The sequence below is a fragment of the Hydrogenophaga aromaticivorans genome (genome assembly GCF_013387465.1).
Classification (GTDB): Bacteria; Pseudomonadota; Gammaproteobacteria; order Burkholderiales; family Burkholderiaceae_C; genus Hydrogenophaga; species Hydrogenophaga aromaticivorans.
Genome location: NZ_VYGV01000018.1, coordinates 13,120 through 33,094, shown reverse-complemented (window position 1 = coordinate 33,094; position 19,975 = coordinate 13,120). Strand labels below are relative to the sequence as shown.

20 protein-coding genes are annotated in these 19,975 nt (G+C 66.5%); 10 read left to right on the top strand and 10 right to left on the bottom strand.

The window, feature by feature from the left end; all coding sequences use genetic code 11:
- A partial coding sequence (locus tag F3K02_RS21110) for a response regulator transcription factor (RefSeq protein ID WP_177137604.1) occupies nt 1-187 on the bottom strand: 187 nt, incomplete at its 3' end.
- Nucleotides 165-1,295, bottom strand: a complete 1,131-nt coding sequence (locus F3K02_RS21105; RefSeq protein ID WP_177137603.1) for a hybrid sensor histidine kinase/response regulator — start codon at nt 1,293-1,295, stop codon at nt 165-167. The genes F3K02_RS21110 and F3K02_RS21105, both read right to left, overlap by 23 nt.
- Nucleotides 1,296-1,476: 181 nt before the next feature.
- Between F3K02_RS21105 and F3K02_RS21100 the strand changes: the two genes are divergently transcribed.
- Genes F3K02_RS21100 through F3K02_RS21065 form a run of 8 tightly spaced genes read left to right on the top strand, consistent with a single transcriptional unit; the run spans nt 1,477 to nt 10,003 of the window.
- On the top strand, nt 1,477-1,923 hold the full coding sequence (locus F3K02_RS21100) for a hypothetical protein (protein WP_246309682.1): 447 nt from the start codon (nt 1,477-1,479) through the stop codon (nt 1,921-1,923).
- A gap of 48 nt (nt 1,924-1,971) precedes the next feature.
- Nucleotides 1,972-2,334, top strand: a complete 363-nt coding sequence (locus tag F3K02_RS21095) for a response regulator (protein WP_177137602.1) — start codon at nt 1,972-1,974, stop codon at nt 2,332-2,334.
- A 37-nt stretch (nt 2,335-2,371) separates the two neighbouring features.
- A complete protein-coding gene (locus tag F3K02_RS21090; RefSeq protein ID WP_177137601.1) occupies nt 2,372-4,465 on the top strand; it encodes a chemotaxis protein CheW in 2,094 nt (697 codons plus the stop codon).
- 37 nt (nt 4,466-4,502) lie between these two features.
- Nucleotides 4,503-5,387, top strand: a complete 885-nt coding sequence (locus F3K02_RS21085) for a CheR family methyltransferase (protein WP_177137600.1) — start codon at nt 4,503-4,505, stop codon at nt 5,385-5,387.
- A 28-nt stretch (nt 5,388-5,415) separates the two neighbouring features.
- Complete coding sequence (cheD, locus tag F3K02_RS21080) at nt 5,416-6,063, top strand: chemoreceptor glutamine deamidase CheD (protein ID WP_246309685.1); 648 nt, start codon at nt 5,416-5,418, stop codon at nt 6,061-6,063.
- Between the two features lie 13 nt (nt 6,064-6,076).
- Nucleotides 6,077-7,183: a protein-glutamate methylesterase/protein-glutamine glutaminase gene (locus F3K02_RS21075; RefSeq protein ID WP_177137598.1), complete on the top strand. Its 1,107-nt coding sequence runs from the start codon at nt 6,077-6,079 to the stop codon at nt 7,181-7,183.
- Nucleotides 7,184-7,211: 28 nt separating this feature from the next.
- Nucleotides 7,212-7,727: a putative pterin-binding protein gene (locus F3K02_RS21070; RefSeq protein ID WP_246309680.1), complete on the top strand. Its 516-nt coding sequence runs from the start codon at nt 7,212-7,214 to the stop codon at nt 7,725-7,727.
- Nucleotides 7,724-10,003, top strand: coding sequence for an ATP-binding protein (locus F3K02_RS21065; protein ID WP_177137597.1), 2,280 nt, complete (start codon nt 7,724-7,726; stop codon nt 10,001-10,003). Before F3K02_RS21070 ends, F3K02_RS21065 begins: the two co-directional genes overlap by 4 nt.
- A gap of 218 nt (nt 10,004-10,221) precedes the next feature.
- Here the strand turns inward: F3K02_RS21065 and F3K02_RS21060 are convergent, their stop codons facing one another.
- The 8 genes from F3K02_RS21060 to F3K02_RS21025 all read right to left on the bottom strand — a co-directional run bounded on the left by F3K02_RS21060 (nt 10,222) and on the right by F3K02_RS21025 (nt 18,759).
- Entirely contained in the window at nt 10,222-10,896 is a 675-nt protein-coding gene (locus F3K02_RS21060; protein WP_177137596.1) for a hypothetical protein, read from the bottom strand.
- A gap of 133 nt (nt 10,897-11,029) precedes the next feature.
- Complete coding sequence (locus tag F3K02_RS21055; RefSeq protein WP_177137595.1) at nt 11,030-11,572, bottom strand: VOC family protein; 543 nt, start codon at nt 11,570-11,572, stop codon at nt 11,030-11,032.
- Between the two features lie 25 nt (nt 11,573-11,597).
- The gene (locus F3K02_RS21050; RefSeq protein WP_177137594.1) at nt 11,598-11,822 is read right to left on the bottom strand and encodes a DUF2783 domain-containing protein; all 225 of its coding nucleotides are present in this window, start codon (nt 11,820-11,822) and stop codon (nt 11,598-11,600) included.
- Nucleotides 11,823-11,844: 22 nt separating this feature from the next.
- On the bottom strand, nt 11,845-13,527 hold the full coding sequence (locus F3K02_RS21045; RefSeq protein WP_177137593.1) for an FAD-dependent oxidoreductase: 1,683 nt from the start codon (nt 13,525-13,527) through the stop codon (nt 11,845-11,847).
- 614 nt (nt 13,528-14,141) lie between these two features.
- A complete protein-coding gene (locus F3K02_RS21040; protein ID WP_177137592.1) occupies nt 14,142-14,624 on the bottom strand; it encodes a universal stress protein in 483 nt (160 codons plus the stop codon).
- Between the two features lie 39 nt (nt 14,625-14,663).
- The gene (locus tag F3K02_RS21035; protein WP_177137591.1) at nt 14,664-15,095 is read right to left on the bottom strand and encodes a response regulator; all 432 of its coding nucleotides are present in this window, start codon (nt 15,093-15,095) and stop codon (nt 14,664-14,666) included.
- On the bottom strand, nt 15,092-17,743 hold the full coding sequence (locus F3K02_RS21030; protein WP_177137590.1) for a PAS domain-containing protein: 2,652 nt from the start codon (nt 17,741-17,743) through the stop codon (nt 15,092-15,094). Before F3K02_RS21030 ends, F3K02_RS21035 begins: the two co-directional genes overlap by 4 nt.
- Nucleotides 17,740-18,759, bottom strand: coding sequence for an ABC transporter substrate-binding protein (locus tag F3K02_RS21025; protein ID WP_177137589.1), 1,020 nt, complete (start codon nt 18,757-18,759; stop codon nt 17,740-17,742). Before F3K02_RS21025 ends, F3K02_RS21030 begins: the two co-directional genes overlap by 4 nt.
- Nucleotides 18,760-19,100: 341 nt before the next feature.
- Between F3K02_RS21025 and F3K02_RS21020 the strand changes: the two genes are divergently transcribed.
- Both F3K02_RS21020 and F3K02_RS21015 read left to right on the top strand, forming a co-directional pair.
- Nucleotides 19,101-19,688, top strand: a complete 588-nt coding sequence (locus tag F3K02_RS21020; protein ID WP_177137588.1) for a hypothetical protein — start codon at nt 19,101-19,103, stop codon at nt 19,686-19,688.
- 141 nt (nt 19,689-19,829) lie between these two features.
- Nucleotides 19,830-19,975 (top strand): DUF1415 family protein (locus tag F3K02_RS21015; RefSeq protein WP_177137606.1); only part of this gene is annotated, 146 nt, incomplete at its 3' end.

Genomic DNA, 19,975 nt, shown 5'->3' with positions numbered 1-19,975 from the left:
GCCCGCCGCGCCCGGGCATGTTGAGGTCGAGCACGAGCACGTCGCAGGGGCTCTTGCGCAACTGCTCGCGCAGCTCGGGGTAGCTGCCGGCCTCGCCCACCACCTGGATGTCGACCGCCTCCGAGATGGTGTCGCGGATGCCGCGGCGCACCATGGCGTGGTCGTCACACAAAATCACCTTGATCATGGGGGTCTTCCTGATGGTTGCTGGGGGTGCCTGAGCCGCCGAGCGGCACCGACAAGATGACCGAGGTGCCGCGGCCGGAGGAACTGACGTCGAGCCAGCCGTTCACCTTCTCGGCGCGCTCCTTGAGTCCGAGCAGGCCAAACGATTTGGCCTTGCGCAGGGCGTCGGCGCTCATGCCGCGGCCGTTGTCGCTGACCTCCAGCGTGAGCACACCCTCGCGGTCGCTGAGGTCGATCTCCACCGCGCTGGCATGGGCGTGTTTGGCGACGTTGGTGAGCGCTTCCTGCGCGGTGCGGTAGGCCACCAGCTGCACATCGCGCGGCACGTCCATCTGCTCGGAAGAGCGGCGCACGTGCACGCGCAGGCCGGTGCGCTGCTCGAAGCTGGTGCCGAGCCACTGCACCGCGGCCACCAGGCCCTGGTCCAGGATGGGCGGGCGCAGGTTCATCATGATGCGCTGGCTGGCGCCCAGTGCGTGCTGCAGCATCTCCAGCGCGGTGTCCATGTGCTGGCGCATGTCGGCTTCGACCGTGCGGCGCGCCACCCACGACAGGTCGAGCTTGACCGCCGCCAGCGCGCCGCCGATGTCGTCGTGGATTTCGCGCGCGATGTCGGCGCGCTCCTGTTCGATGCTGGTCTGCAGGTGTTCGGCCAGCTCGGCCAGGCGGCGGCGCGAATCGGCCAGTTCGGCGTCGGCGCGCGCCTTGGCGCGCCGGGTCTCGCTCACCTCCAGCGCCCGCTCGATGACGTGCGAGAGCCGGTTCATGCTGTCCTTGAGCAGGTAGTCGCTCACGCCGCGGTGCATGGCGTCGACCGCAGCGGTCTCGCCGATGGCGCCCGAGAGGATCACAAAGGGGATGTCGATGCCGTTCTGGTGGGCCTGTTCCCAGGCGTCCATGCCGGTGAAACCGGGCAGGTGGTAGTCGGCCAGCACGAGGTCGTGTTGCCCGGACGCCAGTTCGCGCCGGAAGTCGTCCAGGGTGTCGACCAGGGTGAGCTGGCAGTTCATCTGGCTGCGTTGCAGCGCGAACTTGACCAGCGCGTGGTCGACCCGGGAATCCTCGAGGTGGAGGATGCGCACCAGGCGCTTGTCGGTGTGTTCTGGCATGCCGCTATTTGGTGGATGGGTCGGACGGGTGGCCAGACTCCCGGGGGCAAGGCGGCGAAATGCTGCTGAATTTGACCCGTTATCTGCCGATACAGGATGTCTATGGTCGGGAAAATTGTAATGCCCGACAGCCCGAGACCTGTCTCACCCACAGCCCGATAGACCCACCGCACCGCACACCATGGACCACCCGATGATGCAGCAGACGACACCGTCTGTGTCCCTGCCCGTGAACCTGGTGGCCGATCTCCAGGACTCGTTGCTGATGGCCATGACCGATCTGAAGCGGCTCGAAGGCCTGCTCGATCACGCCACGGGCAACCTGCTGGAGCGCTTCAGCACGGCCAACCACGCGCTGGGCAACCTGGCGGCGCAGAAAGACACCGACGATCTGCTGAGCATCCGCCACAGCCTGCACCAGGCCGTGACCGAACTGCAGTTCCACGACATGGCGACCCAGCTCATCGTGCACACCGGCAAGGTGCTGCAGGGCTGCGCCTGGAAACTCGCCGACGAGACCATGGAGCCCGAAGAAGACGAGGTGCCTCTGTACATCGACCCCACGCCCGACCGGCCCAGCCCCGTCACCCAGAACGAGATGGACGCCGGTTCCATCGACCTGTTCTAAAGCAGCCGGCCCTTTTTGCCGATATGTGTTCGAAACACGGAGTACTCCATGCAATCGATTCTTGCCGTTGACGACTCGGCGTCCATGCGAAAAATGGTGTCGTTCACGCTGACCGGCGCCGGTTTTCACGTGGTGGAAGCGGTGGATGGCCAGGACGCCCTTGAAAAGGCCCAGAACCACGCCATCGATCTGGTGCTGACCGACCAGAACATGCCCCGGCTTGACGGCCTGGGCCTGACCAAGAAGCTGCGCGAGCACCCCAAATTCAAGACCACGCCGATCCTGATCCTGACCACCGAGTCGAGCGATCTGATGAAGCAGGCCGGCCGCGCCGCCGGTGCCACGGGCTGGCTGGTCAAGCCGTTTGATCCGGGTCGTCTGATCGAGGTCATTCAGAAGGTCATCCGCTGAAGACCGCCACGGCACGTCCCCGATCCAGGAGCCATACATGGGTGAAATGATGAATGAAGGCCAGAACCTCGGTGGCAACATCGACCTGAGCCAGTTCTACGAAATTTTCTTTGAGGAAGCCGGCGAAAACCTGGACCAGATGGAGCAGATGCTGCTGCACCTGGACCTGGAACAGGCCGACGACGAAGAACTCAACGCCATCTTCCGCTGCGCGCACTCCATCAAGGGCGGCGCCGCCACCTTCGGCTTTGCCGACGTGGCCGAGCTCACGCACCAGATGGAGTCGCTGCTGGACAAGCTGCGCCGCCACGAACTGCAGCCCACGCCACCCATGGTGGACGTGTTGCTGGAATCGTCCGACGCGCTGCGCCTGCTGCTGGCGCGCCACCAGGGCCGCAACGTGGATGCGCCGGCCACGTCCGATCTGGTCAGCCGCATCAGCCGTCTGGCCCATGGGGTGCCTGCGGCCGCGCCCATGGTGAGCACGCCGGCACCGGTCAACACGCCGCAGGCCGCGCCCGTCAGCGCCCCCGCACCCGTCGCCAGCGGCGAACGCGAGCTGGAGATCCACATCGGTCCGATGGACAACCCGGCCGAGGCCGACTGCATCGCCGAACTGTTCCGCGATATCACCGGCCTGGGCCGCATCGAAGCGCTGCCCTGCGACGAAGCGGACCGGCGCGTCTACCGCGTGCACACCACGTCCAGCGACACCGACCTGATGGACCTGTTCACGTTCCACGTGAGCAAGGAACAGATCCAGATCGTGGACAAGTCCGCCCGGGCCGCCGAGGCCCCAGGCCCGACACCCGGCGCCGACTTCGGCTTCTTCGACGGCGCCCCGGGGGTGCCCGTGGCGGCGCCCACCGCCACCACCACACCGGGTGTGGCGGCGCCCGCGCCCGCAGCGCCGGTGGCGGCCGTGGCCCCCAAAGTGGAGGCGCGCGCGCCCAGCCCGGCCTCACCCGAATCGAGCACGCTGCGCGTGTCGGTGAGCAAGGTCGACCAGCTGATCAACCTGGTCGGCGAACTCGTCATCACCCAGGCCATGCTGGCGCAGAAGAGCCGCGAGCTCGACAGCACCGCCAACCAGCCGCTGCTGGCCGGCCTGGCCGACCTCGATCGCAACACCCGCGACCTGCAGGAAGCGGTGATGTCGATCCGCATGATCCCGATGTCGGTGGTGTTCAACCGCTTCCCACGCATGCTGCGCGACCTGGCCGGCAAGCTGGGCAAGAAGGTCGAGCTGATCACCCACGGCGAGGCCACCGAACTGGACAAGGGCCTGATCGAAAAGATCACCGACCCGCTGACCCACCTGATCCGCAACAGCTGCGACCACGGCATCGAGATGCCCGACGAGCGCCGCGCCAAGGGCAAGTCCGACCACGGCAACATCACGCTCTCGGCCTCGCACCAGGGCGGCTCCATCCTGATCGAGGTGCGCGACGACGGCAAGGGCCTGTCGCGCGAGAAGCTGCTGAAGAAAGCGCGCGAAAAAGGCATGGACGCACCCGACTCGCTGAGCGATGCCGAGGTCTGGGACCTGATCCTTGCGCCCGGCTTCTCCACCGCCGAGGTCGTGACCGACGTGTCCGGCCGTGGCGTGGGCATGGACGTGGTCAAGAAGAACATCGCCTCGCTGGGTGGCACGGTCGAGATCGACTCCGCCGAAGGCTATGGCATGAGCGTCAAGGTGCGCCTGCCGCTCACGCTGGCCATCATGGACGGCATGAGCGTGCGCGTCAGCGACGAGGTCTACATCCTGCCGCTGTCGTCGGTGATCGAGTCGTTCCAGATCCGGCCGAGCGACATCAACACCGTGGCGCAGGGCGCCCAGCTGGTGAAGGTGCGCGACGAATACATGCCGGTGATCGAACTGGAGCGGGTGTTCCAGGTGCCGCGTTTTGAATACAACCCGGCCAGCCCGATCATGGTGGTGGTGGAGTCCGACGGCGCCCGCGTGGCGCTCATGGTGGACGAACTGCTGGGACAACAACAGGTGGTGATCAAGAACCTGGAGTCGAACTACCGCAAGGTGCCCAACATCTCGGGCGCCACCATCCTGGGTGACGGCAAGGTGGCCCTGATCCTGGACACCTCGGGTCTGGTGCGCCGTTCGAGGCACTGATTCCGCGTTCCAAGTCCGCCGTCCACCTGGTGTCTCCATGCTGCAATCGACCCGCCCTCCGCTTCGCGCCACCCAGCCGCCACAGGATCTGGCGGGGCTGGACGACGGCCCCCTGGCCCAGGGCCGCGAGTTCCTATGGTCCGACGCCGATTTCGCGCGCATCAAGGCGCTGATCTACAAGAAGGCGGGCATCAGCCTGCACGACGGCAAACACGCCATGGTCTACAGCCGCGTCTCGCGCCGCCTGCGCGACACCGGCCACACCAGCTTCAAGAGCTATCTGGACGGGCTGGAACAACACGACGGCCCCGAGTGGCAGGCGTTCATCAACGCGCTGACCACCAACCTCACGGCCTTTTTCCGTGAGCAGCACCACTTCGAAATCCTGCACGATCTGCTGGCCGCGAAACGCACCCAGCCCTGGCGCATCTGGTGCTCGGCCGCCTCCACCGGCGAAGAACCGTATTCGATCGCCATGACGGCCACCGAGGCGCTGGGCAGCAGCGGCAACTTCAGCCTGATCAACAGCGACATCGACACCCAGGTGCTGGCCACCGCCGCGCGCGGAGTCTACAAGAGCGAAGGCGTGAAGGGCCTGAGCCCCGAGCGGCTGCAGCGCTACTTCATGCGCGGCAAGGGCAGCAACGCCGGCCTCATGCGCGTCAAACCCGAGCTGCAAAAGCACATGGAGTTCATGAGCGTCAACCTGATCCAGGACCTGCCGTTTCGCGAACCCTTTGACATCGTCTTCTGCCGCAACGTGATGATCTACTTCGACGCCGCCACCCAGCGCCAGGTGCTGGAACGCATCCACCGGGTGATGAAACCCGGCGGCATGCTGTTCGTCGGTCACGCAGAAAACTTCAGTGACGCGCGCAGCCTGTTCACCCTGCACGGAAAGACGGTGTATGAGCGCATATGATGCCGCCCCCAGCCCGGTCCGCCCCCCCATGCCCGCCTTCGCTGCGACGGGACTCATGCGCAGCCCCAGCCTGGACGCCCTGAAGGCACAACCCCGCAAGCCGGGTGAGGCCTCGTTCCTCTACCACGACCACCACTTCAAGCACGACGCCGTGAAGGTGCTGCCGGGCGAGTACTACGTGACCACCGCGGACATGATGATCATGACCGTGCTCGGCTCCTGCATCGCCGCCTGCATCTGGGACCCCAGGGTCCGCGTCGGCGGCATGAACCATTTCATGCTGCCCGAGGGCAACGGTGACACCTCCGGGCGCTACGGCTCCTACGCCATGGAACTGCTGATCAACGAGATGATCAAGCTCGGCGCCCGGCGCGAGACCATGCAGGCCAAGGTGTTCGGCGGTGGCCAGGTGATGCACAGCTTCACCACCATGAACGTCGGCGAACGCAACACGGCGTTCGTGCTCGACTACCTGCAGACCGAACGCATCGCCGTGATCTCCAAGGACGTGCTCGACATCCATCCGCGCAAGGTGTGTTATTTCCCGGCCACCGGCAAAGCGATGTGCAAGCGCCTGGCGCATTCGCACCCCGAGACGCTGGAAACGCAGGAGCGCAAGGGCAGCGCGGCGATGGTGGCCAAAACCACTTCCGGCGGCTCGGTCGACCTCTTCTAAGGGGAAAAAAAGAATGGCCCAGATCAAAGTGGTGGTGGTCGACGATTCGGCGCTGGTGCGCAGCCTGCTGACCGAGATCATCAACCGCCAGCCCGACATGCGATGCGTCGGCGCGGCCAGCGACCCGCTGGTGGCGCGCGAGATGATCCGCGAACTCAACCCCGACGTCATCACGCTTGACGTGGAAATGCCGCGCATGGACGGGCTCGAATTCCTCTCGCGCCTGATGCGCCTGCGCCCGATGCCGGTGGTGATGGTCTCCACCCTCACCGAGCAGGGTGCCGAGATCACCCTGCGCGCGCTCGAAATGGGCGCCGTGGACTACGTGGCCAAACCGCGCATCGGCATCAGCAGCGGCCTGCAGGAACTCGCCACCGACATCGTGGACAAGATCCGCGTCGCCGCCTGTGCCCACGTCAAGCGCCTGGGACCCGCGCCCGCCGCCACGCCGGCACCGGCAGCGGGGACAGCACCCGGCCACAGCGTGAGCGAGCCGCCCCGCGCGCCGCTGCCGCGCCTGTCGACCGAAAAAATCATCTGCATCGGCGCCTCCACCGGCGGCACCGAGGCCATCCGCGAGGTGCTGGTGCCGCTGCCGGCCGATTCGCCCGCCATCGTGATCACCCAGCACATGCCACCGGGTTTCACCACCAGCTTTGCGGCGCGGCTCAATTCGCTCTGCCGCATCAACGTGGAAGAAGCGCGCCACGGCCAGCGCATCCTGCCCGGCCACGCCTACATCGCGCCCGGTGGCCACCACCTGCGCATCGACCGCAGCGGCTCGAACTACGTCGCCGTGGTCGAAGACACCGAACCGGTCAACCGCCACCGTCCTTCGGTGGAGGTGCTGTTCAAGTCGGCCGCGCGCGTGCTCGGCCCCAACGCGCTGGGCATCATGCTCACCGGCATGGGCGCCGACGGCGCGCTGGCCATGCGCGAGATGAAGGACGCCGGCAGCTACAACTACGTGCAGGACGAGGCCAGCTGCGTCGTCTTCGGCATGCCGCGCATGGCCATCCAGGCCGGCGCGGCGCACGAGGTCCTGCCGCTCTCGCAGATCGCCCCCGCCCTGCTCAACCGCCTGGCCAGCAACCCGGCCCTGGTGCGCCACCGCATCTGACCCCCTCCCCGCACCGCCCGACGTTGAAATGACGCCCAAGAACACCCGCCGCGCCTTCACCACCTGCCTGTTGCTCACCGGCCTCTCGATCTCCGGCGCCGCGCTCGCACTGGACGCGCCCAAGGAGCGCGCCATCCTGAGCATCACCGGCAAGATCGCCGAGAAAAACGCCGGCGACAAGGCGCGTTTCGACATGAAGATGATCGAGGCCCTGCCGCAGCACAGCTTCACCACCCGCACGCCCTGGTTTGACAGACCGGTCAAGTTCACCGGCCCGCTGCTGGCCGACGTGCTGGCCGCCGTCAAGGCCAGTGGCAGCCAGATCAGCGCCGTGGCCATCAACGACTACAAGATCAGCATCCCGGTGGAGGACACCACCCAATACAAGCTGTTGGTCGCGCGCCTGATCGACGACAAGGCCATTCCCGTGCGTGAAAAGGGCCCGCTTTTCGTGGTCTACAACTTTGACAGCGCCACCGAACTGCGCACCTCGATCTACTACGAGCGTTCGATCTGGCAACTCAAGGCCCTGGACGTGCAATGAGATTCCCGTGGCCGAATCTGGCCCGCTGGCAAGGTCGGCAATGGGCCATTGCCCTCTCCTTGCTGCTGGCGATCACCCTCGCCCCGCTGGGCTGGATCCAGTGGCGGCAGTTCCGCCTGCTCGACGATGTGTCGAACAACCAGGTCGATTCGATCATGTGGCAGGCCTACCAGCTCGAACGCGAGCTGGGGCGGCTCAGGCAGAGCCTGACGCACGCCGGCAGCCCCGAAGTCGACGGCGATACGCTGGTCGAACGCTACGAGGTTTTCCTCAGCCGCATCGACCTGCTGACCAACATCCCCCGCCGCGACCTGCTCGAAGCGTCGTACGAATACACCGCCACGCTGGCGCTGATCAACGACTTCGTCAAGATCGCCGATCCGCTGTTTGCACAATCGCAGCAATTGATCGACAACCCCGAGCAACGCCAGCTGCTGCTGAACCGCGTTGACGCGCTGCAGCTGCCGCTGGCCGAACTCACGCGCGAGGCCAACCGGGCGGTCTCGCGCTTCTTGGACGAACGCAACCAGCAGTTGCAACAGCAGGGCCTGCTGGTGATCGGTCTGGCCGCGGGCCAGATCGTGATCATGCTGCTCTTCCTGGGGCTTCTGATCCGCCACATCCGGCGCCAGCAGCGGCAATATGTCCAGCTGGAAAGGCTCAGCCAGGAGCTCGCCGAAGCGCGCGACCAGGCCGAAGCGGCGAACCACGGCAAGAGCGTCTTCCTGGCCAACATGAGCCACGAAATCCGCACCCCGTTCCAGGGCCTGCTGGGCATGCTCAACCTGCTGGACGATGCCACGCTGTCCAGCCAGCAGCGCGACTACCTGGGCACCGCGCGCGACTCCGCGCTGCACCTGCTCGGCGTGCTCAACGACATCCTCGACGTTTCGACCCTGGAGTCGGGCACGCTCAAGCTGTCGTTGGCGCCGATCCACCTGCCGGGTGTGTTGCATGAGGTGGATGGTCTGATGCAGGTCGCTGCGCGCGACAAGGGCCTGAGCCTGAACATGTACGCCGCAGCCGACCTGCCCGGATGGGTCATGGCCGACGCCACGCGCCTGCGCCAGATCCTGTTCAACCTGATCAGCAACGCCATCAAGTTCACACCCGAGGGCAGCGTGATGGCGGAACTCACGCGCGCGCCCGACGGACAGTCCGGCGTGGTCCTGACGGTGCGCGACACCGGCATGGGCATGGACCCGGAAACCCTGGAGCGTCTTTTCACCCGCTTCTTCCAGGCCGACAACTCGCTGCGCCGCCGCATCGGCGGCACCGGTCTGGGTCTGGAGATCTCCCGCAACCTGGCCCGCATGATGGGCGGCGACATCGAAGTCAGCAGCCGCCCCGGCGTGGGCTCGGTGTTCACGGTGCGCCTGCAATTGCCCGAAGCCCAGGCCCCGACCGAGGAACACGTCACCGCGAGCGACAGCGGCCAGACGCGCCAGCTGCGCGTGCTGGTGGCCGAAGACCACCCGGTCAACCTGAAGTACATGAGCATCCTGCTCAACAAGATGGGGCACGAAGCCACCTTCTGCGAAAACGGTCAGGAAGCCCTGCAGTTGCTGGCACTGCACACCTACGACGTGGTGCTGCTGGACTACCACATGCCGGTGCTCGACGGCCTGGCCACCACCGAAGCCATCCGCCGGCTCGATGGCCCGGCGTCGCAGATCAAGGTGATCCTGGTCACGGCCGACGTCGTCAACGACACGCGCAAGCGCGCGCTGGACGTGGGTGTGAACGAGTTCGCCAGCAAACCGCTGCAGGCCGACGACCTGCAGCGCGCGCTGGCCCGCTGTGGTCTGCTCGACGAACCAGGCCACAGCTCGCTGCTGGGCGCGCTGAACACGCGCGCGTCGGGTCCGTTCCCACTGTCGTCCTACGAGCTGCCGGTGCGCCTGCCGGACCTGAGCCATTCGGCCGCGGGACTGATCGACACCGAGTCTTTCACCGAGATCGTGGCCATGATGCCGGAGGACTCGCTCGACGAGCTGCTCAAGACGGTGTTCGAACCCCCGGAAGGCACGGTGCACGTGTTGCTGGCGGCGCTGGCCGAAGGCGACCGTGCGGCGGTGGACTACAACGCCCACAAGCTCAAGGGCACCTGCATGCTGATGGGCTTCCGCGCACTGGTGAAAACGTCTGCCCAGATCGAACACCTGGCCACGCAGACGCAGGAGGTGGTGCCGGTGGCGCTGGGTCAGCAACTGCTGCGCGAGATGGAGCTCACACAAAAGGCCTTGCGCCACTTCGAGTTGCGCCAGGCGGTTTGAGGGCCCCCCGCGCCGCTTCGCGTCACCCCCCAGGGGGGCGGCGCTGGCCGTCCGGCAAAGCCGGCCCGGCGGCGCCCTGGGTTGCACCGATTCGTGCGTCTGGGTGGTGTTCCGGCGTCATGAAAATACCGATACGGCTTTCCATTCGGTCGGCAGACCCTCCAAAAACAAAGGGCAGGTGCATGGCACCTGCCCTTTGTTTTTGGCCTGGTCGTTGATCAGACGCGGCGGCTGATCAGGCTGCCCGCTTCCAGTGGCGCCCAGCTGCTGGTGCCCTGCTCGGTGTAGGCCACCGGCTCCTGGCCGGAACGGCCTTCGCCCGGCGGCGTGGACGCTGCGTTGTTCGGCACCGCCGCGGGGACCGCGGTGCCGCTCACCTGGGCTGGGCTGGTGTCGGTGGTCACCGGTGCGGTCGCACCCGCGGGGGCCACGCCGGCCGCTTTGTCCGCCACGGCTGCGGCCTGCAGCTGTTGCTCGCGGCCGAGCACCACGTCGACCACCGCCGCGCTGGCCTTCCAGACGCTGGTGAGCACGTCCTGCAGTGGCAGTTTCTGGGCCGCCTTTTCCTGTGCCAGGGCTTCGGCCGCCAGGCGCTCGGCCTTTTCCGCCGCCTCGGCCTGGCCGGTCGGGGCGTTTTCGCGGCCCCCGTCGGCCGGTTCCCGTGGCAACAAAGGCGCCGTTGGCGGCGCGGTGGATTCGGCCGCGTCTTTGCCACTGCTGGCCACCCGTGTGGCCTGCGCCTGACCGTCTCGTCCGCCGGTGTTCGTGCCCGTCTGCGTGTCTCGCGAGATAGGCTGCGTGGGCTGAACGGCCGAGACGGTGGTCACTGGCGCGACCACGGGGGACGCGGCAGGCGGCCAATGCACCGGCTGGCTGGTTGTGAAACTGATCATGGCAAACCCCTTGAAAACGGGACCAGCGGATCAAGGCAATTCCGCTGTTCCTCTGAGGTTTCGGCCGTGCATCCCCGAACTTGAGCCCTTTTCACCGCCTTGTTCCGACGAACGGCGTCGGCGGAATCGGGTATCAAGCCGCCGTGAACTCTTTTTCGTGCATCCAGGCGGCGTGCTTGGGGGCGCGCTTGGTCTTGTCCCACTCGTTGAGCATGTCCCACTTCACCTCGTCGAGCTTCTTCATCATCTCGGGTGTGGCGGTGTTGGCGGCCAGCTCCAGGCGGTGACCGTTGGGGTCGAAGAAGTAGATCGACTTGAAGATGGTGTGGTCGGTCAGGCCCACCACGGGGATGCCGGCGGCTTCCAGCCGGGCCTTGGTGGCTTCGAGCTCACCGACCGTGTCCACTTCCAGCGCGATGTGCTGCACCCAGTCGGGCGTGTTCGGGTCGCGACCCATTTCGGGCGCGTTGGGCAGCTCGAAGAAGGCCAGGATGTTGCCGCCACCCGCGTCCATGAACAGGTGCATGTAGGGGTCGGGTGCGTGGGTCGAGGGCACCTGGTCCTCGGCGATGGCGAGCACGAAATTCATGCCCAGGTGCTTCTGGTACCACTCGACGGTGGTCTTGGCGTCCTTGCAGCGGTAGGCGACGTGGTGGATCTTGCGGATGTTGGACATGGTGTTCTCCTTCGGGTGAATGGGTTCAGACGCCTTCGCGGGCGATGGCGAGGGCTTGCTTGAGGGCGCTGATGTCGCCCACCTGGTTGGCCAGCAGCAGGATCAGCTTGGCGTTGAGCAGCTGGCTCTGCTCGTCGCTGAGGTCGCGGTGGGTCTCGATCAGGGCCTCGTAGAAATCGTCGCCGGGCGTGAAGTCGCGGAAGTAACGCTGGCCGTCTTCGGCGAGGTTGGGCTGGAGTTGCAGGGGCATGTTGTGTCTCCTCGGGTGGTGTTCAGGCCGCCACGGTTTCAGGGGTGGTCTGTGCGGTCGCACGGGCCAGCGCGGCGCGAACGGCGGCGGCGTCAAACCGGCGCCAGCGCGCGGCCACGTGCTGGTCGGGGCGCATCAGGTAGCAGGTGCCGGGACGCGCATCCATGCGCTGGGCCATCAGGCCGTCGCGGTCGTGCAGCGTCTTGAGCCCCGCCGATTCACCCGCATGGGCGGTGACCAGCACCACCTCCACCGGAATCGCTCCGCCCGCCAGCGCCGCGGCCTGCGCACGCACCACGGGGTCGAACTGCTCCACGCTGTCGGCAAAGGCCAGCAGCTGGAAGCGGTTGCCCAGCTGATCGAGCAGCCAGGCGTCCTGCCCGGCCACGCGCACCGGCGCGTCGTCCAGCGGAGCGCCCGGCACCATGTCGCCGTCGAAGGCGTCCACGTCGGGCGTGTTCAGCGCCGAGTTCACCAGGAAGGCCGGCACCGACAGGCGGCCGGAGTTCACCAGCTTGCGCGCAAACGGCTGGCTGCGCGCAAGCTCCAGCGCCGCGTTGCGGAACAGCTTGCTGACCGCACTCTTGGGCGTGATGAAGTCGGTCGAACGCGTGGAGTTGCGGATGTTTTCGTCGGCGGCGTAGGTGCGGTCGGCGTCGTAGCTGTCGAGCAGTCGCTCGGGCGCCAGACCCTTCATCACCAGCGCCAGCTTCCACATCAGGTCGTCGGTGTCCTGGAAACCGGAGTTGGCACCGCGTGCGCCGAACGGCGAGACCTGGTGCGCCGCATCGCCCACGAACAGCAGATGCCCGTGGCGGAAGTTCTTCATGCGCCGGCACTGGAAGGTGTAGATGCTGGCCCATTCCAGCTCGAACTCGCGCTCATCGCCCAGCATGGCCTTGACGCGTGGAATGATGTTCTCGGGCTTCTTCTCTTCTTCCGGATCGGCGTCCCAGCCGAGCTGGAAGTCGATGCGCCAGACGTTGTCGCTCTGCTTGTGCAGCAGCACGCTCTGGTTGGGATGGAACGGCGGGTCGAACCAGAACCAGCGCTCGGCCGGGAAGTCGGCCTTCATGATCACGTCGGCGATCAGGAAGCGGTCCTTGAACACGTGGCCTTCGATGTCCAGGCCGAGCTGGCGGCGCACGTTGGAGCGAGCGCCGTCGGCGACGATCAGCCAGTCGGCGTCGATCTCGAAGTTGCCGTCGGGGGTTTCGATGCTCACGCGCGCACCGTCGGCCAGCGGCTCGACGCCGACCACCTTGTATTTCCAGCGCAGGTCCACGCCCAGCGCTTCGGCACGGTGCACCAGCGCTTCTTCCAGGTGGTACTGCTGCAGGTTGATCATGCCGGGGCGCTTGTGGCCGGCATCGGGCACGAGGTTGAAGCGGTAGACCTCTTCTTCGCGCAGGAAGGTGCGGCCCACGTTCCAGCTCACACCCTTGTCGACGATGGGGTCGCCGACGCCGAGGCGGTCGAGGATTTCGAGCGCGCGCTTGGCGTAGCAGACGGCGCGCGAGCCGAAGGAGACGCTGTCTTCTTCGTCGAACAGCAGCACGTCCAGCCCCTGCAGGCGGGCGTCGATGGCGGCGGCGAGGCCGACCGGACCGGCGCCGATGACCACCAGCGGTTTGCGCTGTGGCGCGCCCTGCATGAGGTCGGCCGGGCCGGTGTACGGGAAGGTGGGGTAGGTGTAGGTGGCCATCCGGTGTTTGCTCCTTCGTTGTCACCTCCGCTGGCGAAAAGCGGTGGCGTTGTCAGGGTTGGACTGTAGCCGATAATTTCACATCAGTAAATACGTTTCTCTAAACGTAATTTGTAACCCGTCGAAAACGGTGATGCTATTCGCCGGATCGGGGACGTCCCGGATGCAACTGAAGCTTTTGGTGAAGAACCGCTCGGGGACGGTCAAGGTCTTTGCAGGTCTGGCGAGACGGGGCGCTCTGCGCCGCTCATGTCCCCCGGCGGCCTGCGGCCACCTCCTCCTTTACTTCGCTATGCAGAACGCCCCGCCTCGCCAGACCGGGTGGCGCGTCGGTGATCCGACAAATACGCGGACATTGATCGCCTGCGCGCAGGCAAGCTGCCAACACCAGTGATTGGCGCACGGTTCTTCCTGTTACGAGCGCCCACCCATGCGCTAGCCGCGAACGGCGGGTGGTTGACGCAGCGAAGTAAAGGAGGAGGCGGCCGCAGGCCGCCGGGGGACATGAGCGTAGTTGACCGCCCGCCGTTCGCGGTCACCCAACCCCTGGGCGTGCAACGCGCCGCCACCCGACACGTCGGCAACTCACCCGAAAGGGCGAGAAGCGAGAAAAATCAGATACCCGCTTCGCCAGCGATTTCGTCGACTGCGTCATCGACCGGCTCATCCACCGGCGGCTTGACCAGCGTGACCGGCACGGGCGAGAGCCGCACCATTTCCTGCGACACCGAACCCAGCACCGCCGCGCGCAGACCGCCACCGTGCGCCGTCATGATCACCGCCTCGCAGCCGTTGCGCTCCACCATCTCGACCAGCATGTTCGCCGGGTCACCGGTGGCCGTGTCCTGCGTCACCGACAGCCCCGCCGCCTGCAGCAGGTGCACGGCCGAGCGCATGAGATCGTGGCCCGCGGCCTCGTTCACCTGCTCCAGCACCGCCGGATCGTGCGCCACCATCAGCTCGTACAGCGTGGCCGTTTCCTGCACATTCGCCACCACGAACCGCGCCTTGAGGCCCGCGCTCACCAGCCGCAGGGCATGGCGCACCGCCAGCAATGCGTGCTCGGAACCGTCCACCGGAATCAGGATCTTGATCATTGTTGCGTTCCTCTTGGTTTTTGAATGGGATGGTTGTTGTCAGAGTGGCCGCTCATTGATGACACACCAGTACAGCTCAATGTGCTCCACGACGTCCATGAACTTGCTGAAGTTCACCGGTTTCTCGATGTAGGAATTCACACCCAGGTCGTAGGCCGTCTTGAGGTCGCGGTCTTCGCGCGACGAGGTCAGCACCACCACCGGGATGCGGCGGTAGCGCTCGTGCGCCTTGAGCTGGCGCAACACCTCCAGGCCATTGACTTTGGGCAGGTTGATATCCAGCAGGATCACGGCAGGCAAGGCCTCGCCCGCCTCCCACCGCGGCAGGAAAGCCAGCGCCTCCTCTCCGTCGCGGGCGACCTGGATCTGATTGGCGAACTTCTTCTTGCTGAACGCCCGCAGCGTCAGGTCCAGATCCATCGGGTTGTCTTCAACCAGCAGGATCGGAGGCATGGCAGCTGAGGTGTTCATTCGAGAAACTCCAGATAAAAAGTGGCACCGGCGCCGGGTTGGCTTTCCGCCCAGACACGGCCTCCCATGCGCTGCACCGCCTTGGCCACCAGCGCCAGGCCCACACCGGTGCCCGGGAATTCTTCGGCCCGGTGCAGGCGCTGGAAGATGCCAAAGATGCGGTCGTGGTATTTCAGGTCGAAGCCGACGCCGTTGTCGCGTACCCACAGGATACGCCGGCCCGTCTCGTGGCGGGCGCCGATCTCGATGCGGGGTGACGCGCTGTCGCGACTGAACTTCAGGGCGTTGCCGATCAGGTTGCGCAGCACCACCGCCATGCCCTCGCGATCCAGCGGCAGCGTGAAAGGCTCCATCGCCAGGCGCACCTCGGTGCCGTGTTTTTCAATGTCGGCGTGATAACTGTCCACGACCTGTTCCACCAGCGGCAGCAGGGCCACCGGCTCGTGCACCATGTCGCGGCGCTCGATGCGCGAATACGCCAGCAAATCGGCGATCAGGTCGCTCATCTGCTGCACGCCCTTGCGGATGCGTTCGACAAACCGGCGGCCTTCGTCGTCGAGCCGGTCACCGTATTCCTCCACCAGCAGCTGGCTGTAGCCGTCGATCCCGCGCAGCGGCGCCTTGAGATCGTGCGACACGGTGTAGGAAAAGGCTTCGAGTTCCATGTTGGCCTGGCTCAGCTGCGCGGTGCGCTCGGCCACGCGCTCTTCCAGCTCCTGGTTCAGGCGCTTGAGCCGCGCCTCGGCGGCCACCGCCTCGGTGATGTCGAGCAGGGTGCCGATGTAGCGCGGCCCGCGGCCTTCGGTTTCGCGTGAAATGCGGCGCACGGTGCGGCGCAGCCAGCGCATCGGGCCATGGGCCGGGTCGGTGCGGAACACCAGATCGCCCGCCTCCCCCCCGTTTCGGATGCACTGCATGTCTTCGGCCACCATCGCGCGGTCATCGGGGTGGATGCGGGCCAGGTACTCCGCGTCCGACGGCATCCGCCCTGCCGGGTCCAGCCCGATGTTGCGAACGAGCTGCGCAGAAATCGTCAGCTGCTGGCTCTCCACATCACCCGCCCAGCTGCCCAGCTGGACCAGCGCTTCGGCCTGCTCCAGCATCTCCTTGTAGTCCTGCAACGCCGCTTCGGCCTGGGTGCGCTCGGTCACGTCCTGGATGGTGGCAAACAGCTGGCGGATGCGGCCATTGCGGTCGCGCACGGCGCGCACATCGAGCTCGGTGTGCACCATGCTGCCGTCCTTGCGCACAAAGCGCTTGGCCATCTGGTAACCACTGCGGTGCCCCGCCAGCAGCTCGTCGAACAGCGCCACGTTGCGCTCCAGGTCGCCCGGCGGGGTCATCTGCGCCCAGCTCATGTCCAGCAGTTCCTCGCGCGGGTAGCCCAGGATCTCGCACAGGCGGTCGTTCACCTGCAGCCAGCGCTTGTCCAGTGGCGAAGAAATGGCCATGCCCAGGAACGGCAGCTCGTAGAACATGCGCAACTGCTCGGCCTGCTCGCGCTGCGCCAGCTGGGCCTCTTTCTGCACCGTGGTGTCGAGCAGGATGCCGCTGATGGTGTCCACTTCACCGCGTTCGTCGCGCGTGAGCGAGGTGCGGTCTTCGATCCAGGCCCAGCCGCCGTCGGCCTTGCGGATGCGGTATTCCTGCCGGTACTCGTCGGGTCCCTGGGCGAAGTAGCGCGTCACCTCGTCGTTCATCTGCTGCACGTCGTCGGGGTGGATCAGGTCGATGTACTGCAAGGGGCCGTTCAGCAGATCGGCTGGCTGGTAGCCCCACTGGCTCACCGAGTCGCTCACATAGCGGACCGGCCAGCCTTCGGCGTTGCGCCACTCGATCACCACCAGCGGCGAGCGGTTGATGATGTCGCTCATGCGGCGGATGCGATCCTGCCCGGCCTGCAACTGCTCGGCCATGCGGTCGGCGGCCTCGCCGATGTGGGCCAGCTCGTCGCGCCCGATCAGGCCGGTGCGCACCGACAGGTTGCCCGCGCCCATGGCCGTCAGCGCCAGGGCCAGACTCTTCGCGCGGCGGAACCACAGCAGGTGCAACAACACCGTCAGAATGACCACCGCGGCCAGCAACACCAGCCCTTCCCGCACCAGCTCGGCCTGCTCACTGGCGCGGCGCGCCGCCAGCGGATAACTCATGTCCACCTGCACCAGCAAACGCAGCTTCCCCTGCAGCGGGACCAGCCCGATGAAAACCGGCTGCTGAGCCAGCCGCTCCACCACGATGGCCGACGGCGACGGCGCCACCGCCAGTGCCTGGAGCGGGCTCGAAGACCCACCCACCCGTGACAACACCGCGTTCAGCGGCTGCCCGATGTCCAGCCGCGACAGCGAGGTCAGCACCCGCTCATCGGGCCCGACCAGGTAAGCCTGGTTCAGCCCCTGGTGCAAGGCCAGCCCGCCCACCAGCCGGTGCAGCAGCAAGCTGTTGCCCAGGCCCGCCTGCTCATCCATGCGCGTCTGTTCGATGCTCAGCCGCTCGCGCAGGCGCTGGCTTTCCTGGGCGGACACATCCTGATCGATCTGGCGCATCTGGTGCTGGTAACGCAGGCTCATCACCGCCAGCGCGAACACGATCATCAGCAGCGGCACCAGCCAGCGCCCGGCAATGGTCAGGGGCCAGCGGGTCCAGCTCATTCGGCAACCGCCTTCAGGCGCCGGGCCGGCTCGGGGGCCAGCAGACGGCGCCAGTCGGGCGCTGCCTTGATCAGCCCCATGGTCTGCAGCGCCGTCACCAGCCGCGAGGCGTCCTGCCCCAGCGCCGGTGGCGCACCCGACAGCAGTTCGAGCGACTGCTCTGTTGTATAGAAGGTCAGTTTCTGGAGCGTGGCGAGGTAGTCCTCGGGCGAGAGTTCCACCCCGGGCGCCAGCAGGCGGGCCGCGGCCTCGGGGCTCTCCTGCAGCGCCTGCAGTCCGCGCTGCCAGCCCGCCAGCAGGGCATCAACCTGGGCGGGGCGCTCCTGCAGCGTGCTGGCACGCACCACCAGCACGTCCACGATATCGCCCGGCATCAGGCGGCTGTCGAAGATGTCCTTGTAGCCCGCCGCTCGCAGGAGACCCGCCACCGGCTCGTAAGACACGGCCGCGCTCACGTGCCCGCTGCGCAGCGCGGACAGGTGCAAGGTGGCCTCCATGCTGACCACATTCACATCGGTCTGCTCCAGCCCCGCCGCCTGCAGCAGGCGCTCCAGCATCAGCGCGCCCACGGTGGTGCCCTCCACCGCGATGCCCGCACCGTGAAGCTGCGCCAGGCTCTGGACGGCCGGGTTGACCAGCACCACGTCGGCACCGGTGGAGGCATCCAGCACGGCAACCACCCGCAGATCGAACCCCTCATCGCTCAGGCGCAAGGCTTCGTCCAGCGTGAGCGCGGCCGCATCGAGCAGGCCGTTGCGGAAATGGCGCAGGGTCTCCGAGCCGGACGACAGATCCACCACCTTGACCTGTTGCGTGTCGATCAGTTGCCGGTCCCGCGCCAGCACCAGCGGGTCGTAACCCACCCAGGTGTTCATGCCCACGGTCAGCGTGGGCACCGGTGGTTCGCTGCAGGCCGCCAGACCCAGCCACACGGTCAGCACACCGATCGACAGAACCGCGCGGGCCGCTGTCTGCCAGCGCTGCCATGCCAGCCGCCGCCCACTCGACCGGTGCATGTCCGAGTGGTTCGTTGGTGAGTCCGGGCGCCCGGCGGGTGGTGGCATGGTGGATGGTGGCGTGGCTTCAAACATTTTGTCACCGTCCCCCGGCCATCTGCCCGGATGTTTGCTTTTCACGCCCCAAATCCGGCCCGGTGTGGTGTCCATCCACCAACCCGGACCCGGGTGCCTGAGCGCGGGCACAGCGGCTACCACACACCCGGCCGCTCATCGTTTGACAGAAAGGCCCGAAATTGGCCGAAATTTTTCGGATCACCGGCCGATAAGAAAGCTGTCCTGGTCATGAACCGCACAACCGGTTTTCAGACCCGGGACTTAAGTACTAAAGGAATCACGCCATGAATGCCTCAGTCCAACCGTTGACCTACCTGGCCTCCCGGATCACCGCAGGAGCACACCGGCGTGAACACCCAGACACCCGCTGGCACACCCGGGGCCGGACCCTGGGGCTGCGTCTGCTGATGGCCGCCGCGATGGTGTTGGCCTGGAACACGGCCCGCGCCGAAACACCGCAGGTCGGCGAGAGCCAGGCCGTCAACGGCCAGATCGCCGACGTGGGCTCCACCGGTATCGGACTGCTGATGGGGGCCGCGGAAGCCAACCCGCTGGGCATCATCACCCTGGGCATCAAGGTCGCGGCCTACCAGCAGATCAAGGAAGCCCCACCCGCCGAGCAACCCCGCCTGTGGGGCATGTACGGCGCCTTCGGCTGGGGCGCTGCCGCCAACAACCTCTGCATCATCGGAACGATCGCCTCGGGCGGCGCCTTCGCCGCGCTCTGCCCGGTGCTCGGTGTGGCGGCCGGCATGGGGGTGTGGAACACCAACGAGGCCGAACGGGACCGCGCCACCTTCGACGCCATGTGCCGCGATGCGCAGGCGAGCAACCCCGACCTTTCGTGCACCTACACCGAGTCCCGGAGTTGAGAGGCCGGGCGTCTTTCGGGTGCGTCCGGACAACGCTCAGACGCTGAACCGCATCCCGCCTGGGTGAACACACCCCGGCACTGCTGGGCCCGGCTGGACAGCGGGTCGACTTTCAGATACTGTACGCATGAACAGTATCTGATGGATCATGCACTCCCCCGCCCCAGCCCCCCCCCCGACGACCCCCCCTTCCTCGCCGCCCCCCGCCACTGGATCGAGAAGGCGGTGATCGGGCTCAACCTGTGCCCGTTTGCGCGTTCGGTCTATGTGAAGAACCAGGTGCGCAT